Below are 8,228 nucleotides of genomic sequence, written 5' to 3' on the forward strand. Positions count from 1 at the left end.
CGTTGCGCGTTTTTGACCTTAGTGGGCGCGTTTTAGATTATCATTAACAGCCTGCAGTATTTAACAATCTTCACCACCTGGTATCGCAGTGGCTCAAACAAGCTAATAAGGCAGTTCTGGTGTAGCGCAATCAGCCCGGATCGGTCTTGCTGGCTTTCTTGTCTTCCTGGGTGGCGCGCATGGTGTAGTTCTCTGGTGTATGGGTGTTGGGGGTAAAGTTGGGCATTAGAGTCACATATTTGCAGGTCGTCGCCATCGGACCATTAACCTATGTACTCTCGCTACTACCAATTTCAGTCAGCGGACTAGGACTGCGCGAAGTCAGTATGTCGGCCATGTATATTTCACTTGGCGCCAACATCGAGCAAGCCCTCACGTTGGTGGCGATCACGCGCTTCATCCTCATGCTAGAAACATTGCCCGGGGCATTGTGGGTATCGCAGATGCTAACACAAGCAAAAACAATCAACCTGCACACAAATACAACCCCCAATTCATCTGCTACACAAGTAGGCGAGATTCGATAACTCGCGTCCAACACCACAATTGCAGAATATTCTGTAGCGAGAATTCAAAAGAAGGGTGTGCTTTTCGGGGCAAGCGGGCACGAATTTTGCAAGGTAAGTGTTGAGTGTATAGCAATAGAGTTTGGTATAATTTATTCAGGTAGCGTGACACGTTACCAAACACTTCATAGTACAAACCTGCAATAACTTTAATCGCTCGGTGGCGGAGGCATTTTCGCCGAATTGGATTTTATCAACCACCAAATTCCCAGCCCTGCCGCGGTGCCAACACCAAGAACCACCACTGTGCCTACGGCCAGAATCAGGCCTAATTGTTTCCGAGCCGCATCGTCTGCAGGGGTATCGCCTTCGCCGCTTCCGGTGCTGTCACTTTCGAGAGCAATTGTTGGAACTTCAATTACCGTGTCTGTGCTAGTAGCCGATGCCATTTCTGTCGGCGTTTCCGATGCTAATTCTGTGGCTGTTGGTGTCACAGATGCAAGTTCAGTGGGCGTGGCGGATGGCGTAAGGCTAGGCGCAGGTGTCGCCGTTGGCACGGTTTGGTTGAGTGAGCCTGCCCAGGCCAATTGATTATCAAAATTACCCAAAGCTGCAACTACGACAGCAAGCACAATTACAACCAGTTTTTGAATCAATGACTTTTTCATCTTGCCTCCCGATGGAGCATCCAGTTCGCTCCACACAATACAATAGTTACGGCTGTTGGAGTCTCTTCCAGTGGTAAAACCACATCGCGTGCGCAATTTCATCTTTTTTATTATTAGCGTTGCCAGCATTCTGTGGGCAGATGCACTTTTCTATTTTACCATTCATCTCGTTGAAGAATCATCGGTCTATACATCTGTTAATTCCACCAATATGTTTTCGGTTACAGAATTTAACACTTGGGGCAGCCACCTTCCGGTGCTGGACCGCGATTTACAGATATTACGCCGACTTTCCTGGCCGCTAACGCCTGTCTTCAAGGTAGCAAATTCCTTGCCAGGTATAGGCAAATCTCTGGGTCAGGTGCCTATTCTGCTGCATTTTTCGGCAAATCTGGCCGAGGCAGGCCATTTAGTATACACGAATTTATCGCCTATCCTCGCCATGACCCAGGCAGAGACACTCAACGAAGATTATTTGCAACAGATTTACAGGGTCCTTTCGGAAGCCCGACCCGAAATTTCACGCGCCGCCGAAGCACTGGCCAACGCCCGGGCAATTCGCCCACAGATTGAAACAGCGCAACTCCCCCATCAACTTGGCGATGCAATCCAGCAATTTGATGAACAATATACAGAAATACAACAAGGGCTACAAATCCTGATGTTGATTCCAGATTTACTGGGCAGCGAGGAGCAGCCGCGCGCCTACCTGGTGCTAGCTCAAAACCGGGATGAATTGCGTGCCACAGGGGGGTTTATCTCCGGCATTGGCATCGCCGAATTTGCGGCAGGTGATATTGTCAATCTTACAATGCAAGATTCCTACGCCGTGGACGATTTTGCAAAAAACTACCCCCCACCGCCAGATGCCTTGCATCAATTTATGCTGGCCGGTTTGTGGCTGCCGCGGGATGCCAACTGGTCGCCCGATTTCCCCACCGCGGCGCGCAGCGCGCAAGATTTATACACCCTCTCTACCAGTCAGGCTACACATGGCGTGATCGCTGTCGATCAGGAAGCCGTAAAAATGTTACTCAACCATCTGGGAGAATTGGATTTAGCCGCGTTCTCCGAAACAGTCACCGCTGAAAATGTGGAATACCTGATGCAACAGGCCTGGGCAGACTCCCCCGATGCTGCGTTGAGCCAGGAATGGTGGCAGCACCGCAAAGATTTTATGCCCCAACTAGGAGGCGCGCTGGCCGAGAATTTTCTGGCTCTCCGAGATGTGGAAAAGCTCCTGAACATCGGACGCGCGGCGCTGGAATCGCTCAAGGCGGGGCATATCTTAATTTATGTGAACCAGCCCGAAATCCAGAATGCGCTGGCAAAGATTGGCCTGGATCACAGTGTTCATCCCGGAGAGGGCGATTTCCTTTATCTGGTTGATTCCAATGTCAGCTTCAATAAAACCGATGCGGTAATCCAACGCCAAATTACTTATCTGGTAAATTTTTCAAATCCTGAAATGATTCCGGCGATGTTGATTGTAAAATACACCCATAATGGCACACAAGCAGTTGCCTGTGTGCACCAGGCCGATTATGGCAGCGGGGTCTATGCCGATATGCAGGCACGCTGCTACTGGGATTATTGGCGCGCGTATATCGCACCTGATACCGCTGTTATAGGCACAAATTCCACCCCCGTTTCAGGGACATGGCTGCTGAGTGGCGAAGATTGGGCCGGGGAGGTCTCATCCGGAACGGGCGAAGGAAATGCCCAAATGTTGAGCGGTTTTTTTGTGTTACCCAGTGCCCAAAACCAAGATATTGTTTTAGAGTTGGTACTGAACCCCAGGATTTTGCAACGCTACGTGGCAGGCACGTTGAGTTATTCGCTGCGTGTTCAGAAACAGGCCGGGCTACTGACTCTACCCCTGGTGCTTCAAATCAAGCCACCTTCTGGGTATCAAATTACTAAACCAGAGACAGGCTGGGCACAAGATAGTGAATCGGGGTTCTGGGTTTGGTCTGGTGATATGATGGGAACGCAAGAATTCGAGATCACTTTTGAAGCAATCCAGGAATTTCCCTGAATAAGGATTTGCTGCAAAACCAATCTGTGCATTTTGAACTAAGTCTGAACTCTGGCTTGTAACTCACAAGGTGTCTGTTCGTTATCTGATAAAAGGAGAATTATGGAAACAAATATAATGCTCGAAAATCCACCCCCTTTGCTCGCGGACGATTTACGGCAGTATTTACGGCTGACCGGGCGCTGGAGTTGGTTGATCTTACTTGCGGCATTTCTGGCCGGGCTTTCCGCGTTCATTGTCAGCCAACAGATGCAGCCGGTGTATCAGGCATCTACAACGATCATTGTAAGTGAAGCACCCGCCACACAGGTTGGCGAGGCCTACACTGCGTTGCTTACCAGCCAGCGACTTGCCCAAACCTATGCAGAAATGATGGTAAAGAAGCCGGTACTCAACGAAGTTGTTGCTAATTTAGAACTTGCAATCAATTTGGATGATTTACACGATATGATCACCGTGCAATCCGTGCGCGATACGCAATTGATCGATGTGGCAATCGAGGATACCAACCCGCAGCGGGCGGCAGATATTGCCAACGAGATCGTCGTCGTTTTTGGCGCGCAGAACCAGGCCATGCAAGAAGCGCGCTATGCAAGCACAAAAGAACGCCTGATGTTGCAACTGGAAGAGATTCAGCAAAAAATTGCCGAATTCGAGGCTTCAATTGCAGCCTTAGGCGAATCGGAGGCACAGGCGATTGAGCGCTCACGCCTGGAATTGAGTTTAATTCAATCTCAACAAACCTATACCAATACTATGCAAAGTTATGAGCAGGTGAATCTGGCCGAAGTAGAGACGATTTCGAATGTGGTTCAGGTTGAAATTGCTGATGCGCCCGAAATACCCATTCGACCGCGCATCCTAATGAATACGGCGCTAGCTAGCGTCGTGGGGGCAATGCTGGCCGTGGGCAGCATTTTTCTGATTGAAGCCCTGGATGATACGATTCGCAATATTGATCAGGTAAATCAAATTTTGAAATTGCCGGTATTAGGCATGATCCGCAAAATGGAGGAGAGTGATGCGCCGATTACGGCAGTGCAACCACGCGCGCCTGCTTCCGAAGATTTTCGCTCCCTGCGCACCAATATCCAGTTTGCCAGTGTAGATTATCCACTGACGACAATTTTAGTAACCAGTCCCACACCGGGAGATGGTAAAACAACGGTAGCTATCAACCTGAGTATAATTCTGGCCCAGAGCGGAAAAAAAATTACTCTGCTTGATACTGACTTACGGCGGCCGCGGATTCACCATCAGCTAAAAATATCCAATCGCTGGGGGCTTACCTCGCTATTCATGAACGAAGATATTTATCTGGAGAGCGTACTGCGTAAAAACAATTCTACTGGCCTTACCGTAATTACCTCGGGGGTCTTACCACCTAATCCGGCAGAACTACTCGCTTCGGATAAAATGTATCAGTTAATTTCCAATATTAAAACAGAATCGGATGTAGTGATTTTTGATTCGCCGCCCCTGACTGCAGTGACCGACGCCGCCGTACTCAGCAAACATGTCGATGGGGTTATTCTCGTGCTCTCGCTGGGTAGAACCCGTCTGGCTGCGGCTCAACAAGCCGTGAAGCAATTGCAACAAGTCGGGGCAAATATTTTGGGGGTCGTGGTAAATAATATCCGCTCAACAAAATCACCCTATCATTATGTGTATGCATCTGAGTACTCGGATGAAAATTACTTTCGGCATAAACCAGAAAATAAAATAAAAGCCAAACCCGCAAATTCGCGCCGCAGAGAAGTTTCGAATGTTCAATAAGTACAACCGCTTTCGCCATCTTTCAAATCGAGGTTGAGTAGTTTGACATTGTCAAGGCAGATACTTTTAAACAATAAAACCTCAGGCAAATTCGCCTGAGGTTTTATGTAAACTCAGTCTGTTTTTGATAACTAAAAGGGGTTCCGGCACAAATTTCGTAAAAATTACCAGATAATATAGTACAAGATGTTAATGATAATCTAAACCGGGTTCGTTTGACAAAAACAGGGCGATGGAACCTACTCTGGAAAGTTGTCTCGTGGAAAAGGCTTTCCACATGGCTGCTCACAACCGCAAGCCTTCTAAAAACCTTCTGCATCATTCCGACCGTGGCAGTCAATATGCTGACATGTTAATGATAATCTAAAATGGGTTCTCCCGCACATTTCGTGAAGGAAGCTAGATGTCGAGGCAGGATTTAGGAAGTCCCTTACCCAAATGAGAACTTCCCTTGCTAGGCAAATTGCTACTCCCTGACCCAAGCCAACTGAACCTGGAAAATTGGCACCTTGAAAATCAAGTTCTGAAATTTCAGATTAGTGCAAGCAAAAGTAATGCTAAACTGTCCCGATTGTCAGAGGCCATCAGATCGCATCCATAGCCGATACCAACGAACATTGCCATCACAAGCCCCCGCATCATTTTGCCTTCTCAAGCGAAATTCGGGCAAAATGCACAAAAGCATGGCCAATTTCCGTCAACGCATCGGATTTCAGGTTTGCCAAATTTGAGGTTGTGTACAAATTATCATATACACTATACCAAGCCCAACGCTGCACGAGGTGATAATCATCAGCGGGAAATCCAATCTCCGGATCAGCAACACTATCTAACCAGACAAATGTATCTAGCAAATATTGTGCAACGACATCTGGCGTATACCCATACGTTGGGGAGAGCAGAATACCGTATTCGGTAATCACCAGGGGGGTATCTTGATATCCATTCTCCGCCATCCAGGAGCGAAAAGCAATGATCTGCGCTTGAAATAACCGCACATCACCATGATCTTCGGGTGTGTAAAGCTGGCCTGCCTCGATACCAGAAAAACCTGCGGGGATACCAGCCCCAACTCCATCCTCTTCCCGCAACACAAAGCCATGCACCGTCCACCAATCGGTAGGTAGCGGCTCACCATATAAAGCAGAATACGCTGCCAACACCCGATCCAGATATGCCAGTCGCAAAGGCGTCGGTTGAGTAACACCGGTCATAGCCACCTGGGCAGTAGGGTCATTTTCTTTGAGTAAAGAGTACAACTGATGATATACCTGTGCGTACTCTTCGGGAACAACATTATCTTGCCACCGATTATCTGGCTCATTTCCAATAATCCACACTGCGCCGGGATAATGTCGCGTAAGCCAGGCAATTGCCTCCGGTCTGGGATAAATACAACCGCGACCCAGCCGGATCATTTGCCAATGTTCCGGCATTTGCGCAGGATAGCGCGGTTGTACACTCCAGTCGATATACCAACCTGTGCCCAAGCGCTGCGCCCATATTTCCGCATTGCCATTCGATAAGCCCAATCCCAATCGCCAATTAAGGTGATCGGGTTGAAGAGGGAAGGACAGCGGGGCTACCCCAGAGTTGGCAGTCGCTGCATCGGGCGGAGGCGCGTCTTCGGGATGTTTTGGCTGTTCATTACGCACATCAACCTCAGAAAACCAGCAGGGTTGCCCATAAGCTGGCGCAATCGCGTCTCGGTCTTGACTCACACCAAAACCCAACAAGGTTAAAAAAAATATTCCAAGCAGGCTAGCAAATAGATACTGCCGTTTTTGAGCATTCACAAAAACAACCTCCCCATGGTTATATCGCCCCTTCCCCAAAGATAACTGCAGAAATAGTCCGCCAAAGTATTACCAGGTCTAAACGCAGGGATGCGTTCTCTACGTAATAAATATCCTCGTCAATATGAGCATGCATGGGCTGTTTACGCCCATGGATCTGCCACCAGCCGGTAAGTCCTGGTTTGACATCAAAACGCCTGAGCTGCCATGCCTGATATTTCTTTAGGTAGGCAGCCAATTCTGGGCGCGGCCCAACCAAACTCATATCCCCAACCAGAACATTCCAGAATTGCGGCAATTCATCAATGCTCCAACGCCGTAAAAAACGCCCCACTCGAGTTACTCGCAGATCATCAGAGCGTTTTTCTGTTGCCGGGTTATTAACGTCATCGTTGCCATTAAGCATGGTACGCAGCTTGAAAACATGAAAAATTTTACGGTGAATTCCCACCCGAGTCTGTGATAAGAAAACCGGACCCGGCGAATCTAGCTTGATCGCCAACGCAGCAAGCAATACAATAGGCGATGAGAGCATCAAGCCTAAAAGGCCGCCCAAAATATCCAGACTGCGTTTAATAAATTTCACTTGTCTGGATATTACTGTCGAGCTAACAAACTTCTCTCGAGTGGGAAAGACAATTCCCCAGGTAAGACCAAATCCCAAACTCGCGGCGCGCAAAATCAGCATTAACGGCGCTACCCACAATACCAGCGGGTCAAAACGTGCAACTTCGTTTAAAAATGGTATGGCGCTCAAAAAAAACAACAGCACACAGGCCAACCCCAACCACCAACCTGCAGACCAGAATAATCCTGCACCAAAAGTGCCCAATATTAATGCCATCAAAACAATTTGCACATACTGGCTTGGCGGATTGTGTGTGTTTTGAACACTTTTTCTTGGCATTTTTCGCGAAAGAAACCAGCCCCAATAGCCATTGCGGAATTTGCGGCGCACATACGTGCGAATATCGGTGCCATGATAATGATAAACAACTGCATCTGGCGCGAAAACCAACCGATATCCCTGTGATGCCAGACGAAACGATAATTCCACATCTTCCACAACAGTCATGGTGGCATTAAACCCGCCATTTGCCAAAAATATTTCCCGACGATAGGCTGCCGAATTGGTGTCAACCAAATCAATGACCTCGCTTCTGGCAGTGCGCCGATACTTAGCAGCATATTCTTGCTGCACAAAACGCGGGATCAGTTCTGTTTGATGCGTGCCATAGGTGCCTGTAACACCAACCACTTGTGGGTCATCAAACGCGCCGACCAGATGGAACAACCACTCCGGAACGGGGACACAGTCTGCGTCGGTAAAGGCTAATATTTCACCCCGAGCTTTGGCTACCCCGGTGTTACGTGCCCCCCCAGGGCCAGCATTTTGTTGACGAACAACCTGCACCCCAAAATTTGCGGCAATATCAGCAGTACG

The 8,228-nt window shown here is 48.5% G+C and carries 5 protein-coding genes and 1 pseudogene; 3 read left to right on the top strand and 3 right to left on the bottom strand.

What is annotated here, in order from left to right; all coding sequences use genetic code 11:
* Positions 1–197: 197 nt before the first annotated feature.
* Positions 198–527: pseudogene (locus tag HN413_16185) on the top strand (hypothetical protein).
* 188 nt (positions 528–715) lie between these two features.
* Here the strand turns inward: HN413_16185 and HN413_16190 are convergent.
* The gene (locus HN413_16190; protein MBT3391939.1) at positions 716–1,174 is read right to left on the bottom strand and encodes a hypothetical protein; all 459 of its coding nucleotides are present in this window, start codon (positions 1,172–1,174) and stop codon (positions 716–718) included.
* Between the two features lie 70 nt (positions 1,175–1,244).
* On the opposite strand from HN413_16190, the gene HN413_16195 reads away from it, so the two are divergent.
* Together HN413_16195 and HN413_16200 are read left to right on the top strand one after the other, a co-directional pair.
* Positions 1,245–3,212, top strand: coding sequence for a DUF4012 domain-containing protein (locus HN413_16195; GenBank protein MBT3391940.1), 1,968 nt, complete (start codon positions 1,245–1,247; stop codon positions 3,210–3,212).
* Positions 3,213–3,314: 102 nt separating this feature from the next.
* Positions 3,315–4,988 carry a polysaccharide biosynthesis tyrosine autokinase gene (locus tag HN413_16200; protein ID MBT3391941.1) on the top strand — a complete coding sequence of 558 codons (1,674 nt, stop codon included), beginning with the start codon at positions 3,315–3,317 and terminating at the stop codon, positions 4,986–4,988.
* A gap of 638 nt (positions 4,989–5,626) precedes the next feature.
* On the opposite strand, the gene HN413_16205 is transcribed toward HN413_16200, so the two are convergent.
* Together HN413_16205 and HN413_16210 are read right to left on the bottom strand one after the other, a co-directional pair.
* Entirely contained in the window at positions 5,627–6,709 is a 1,083-nt protein-coding gene (locus HN413_16205; GenBank protein MBT3391942.1) for a hypothetical protein, read from the bottom strand.
* A 94-nt stretch (positions 6,710–6,803) separates the two neighbouring features.
* The coding region (locus HN413_16210; protein MBT3391943.1) for a glycosyltransferase at positions 6,804–8,228 on the bottom strand (1,425 nt) is incomplete at its 5' end.

The organism is Chloroflexota bacterium, assembly GCA_018648225.1.
In the GTDB taxonomy this organism is placed as follows: domain Bacteria; phylum Chloroflexota; class Anaerolineae; order Anaerolineales; family UBA11858; genus NIOZ-UU35.

Coding starts and splice junctions, on each gene's coding strand:
- HN413_16200 (MBT3391941.1), top strand. CDS start 3,315: ATGGAAACAAATATAATGCTCGAAAATCCACCCCCTTTGCTCGCGGAC.
- HN413_16190 (MBT3391939.1), bottom strand. CDS start 1,174: ATGAAAAAGTCATTGATTCAAAAACTGGTTGTAATTGTGCTTGCTGTC.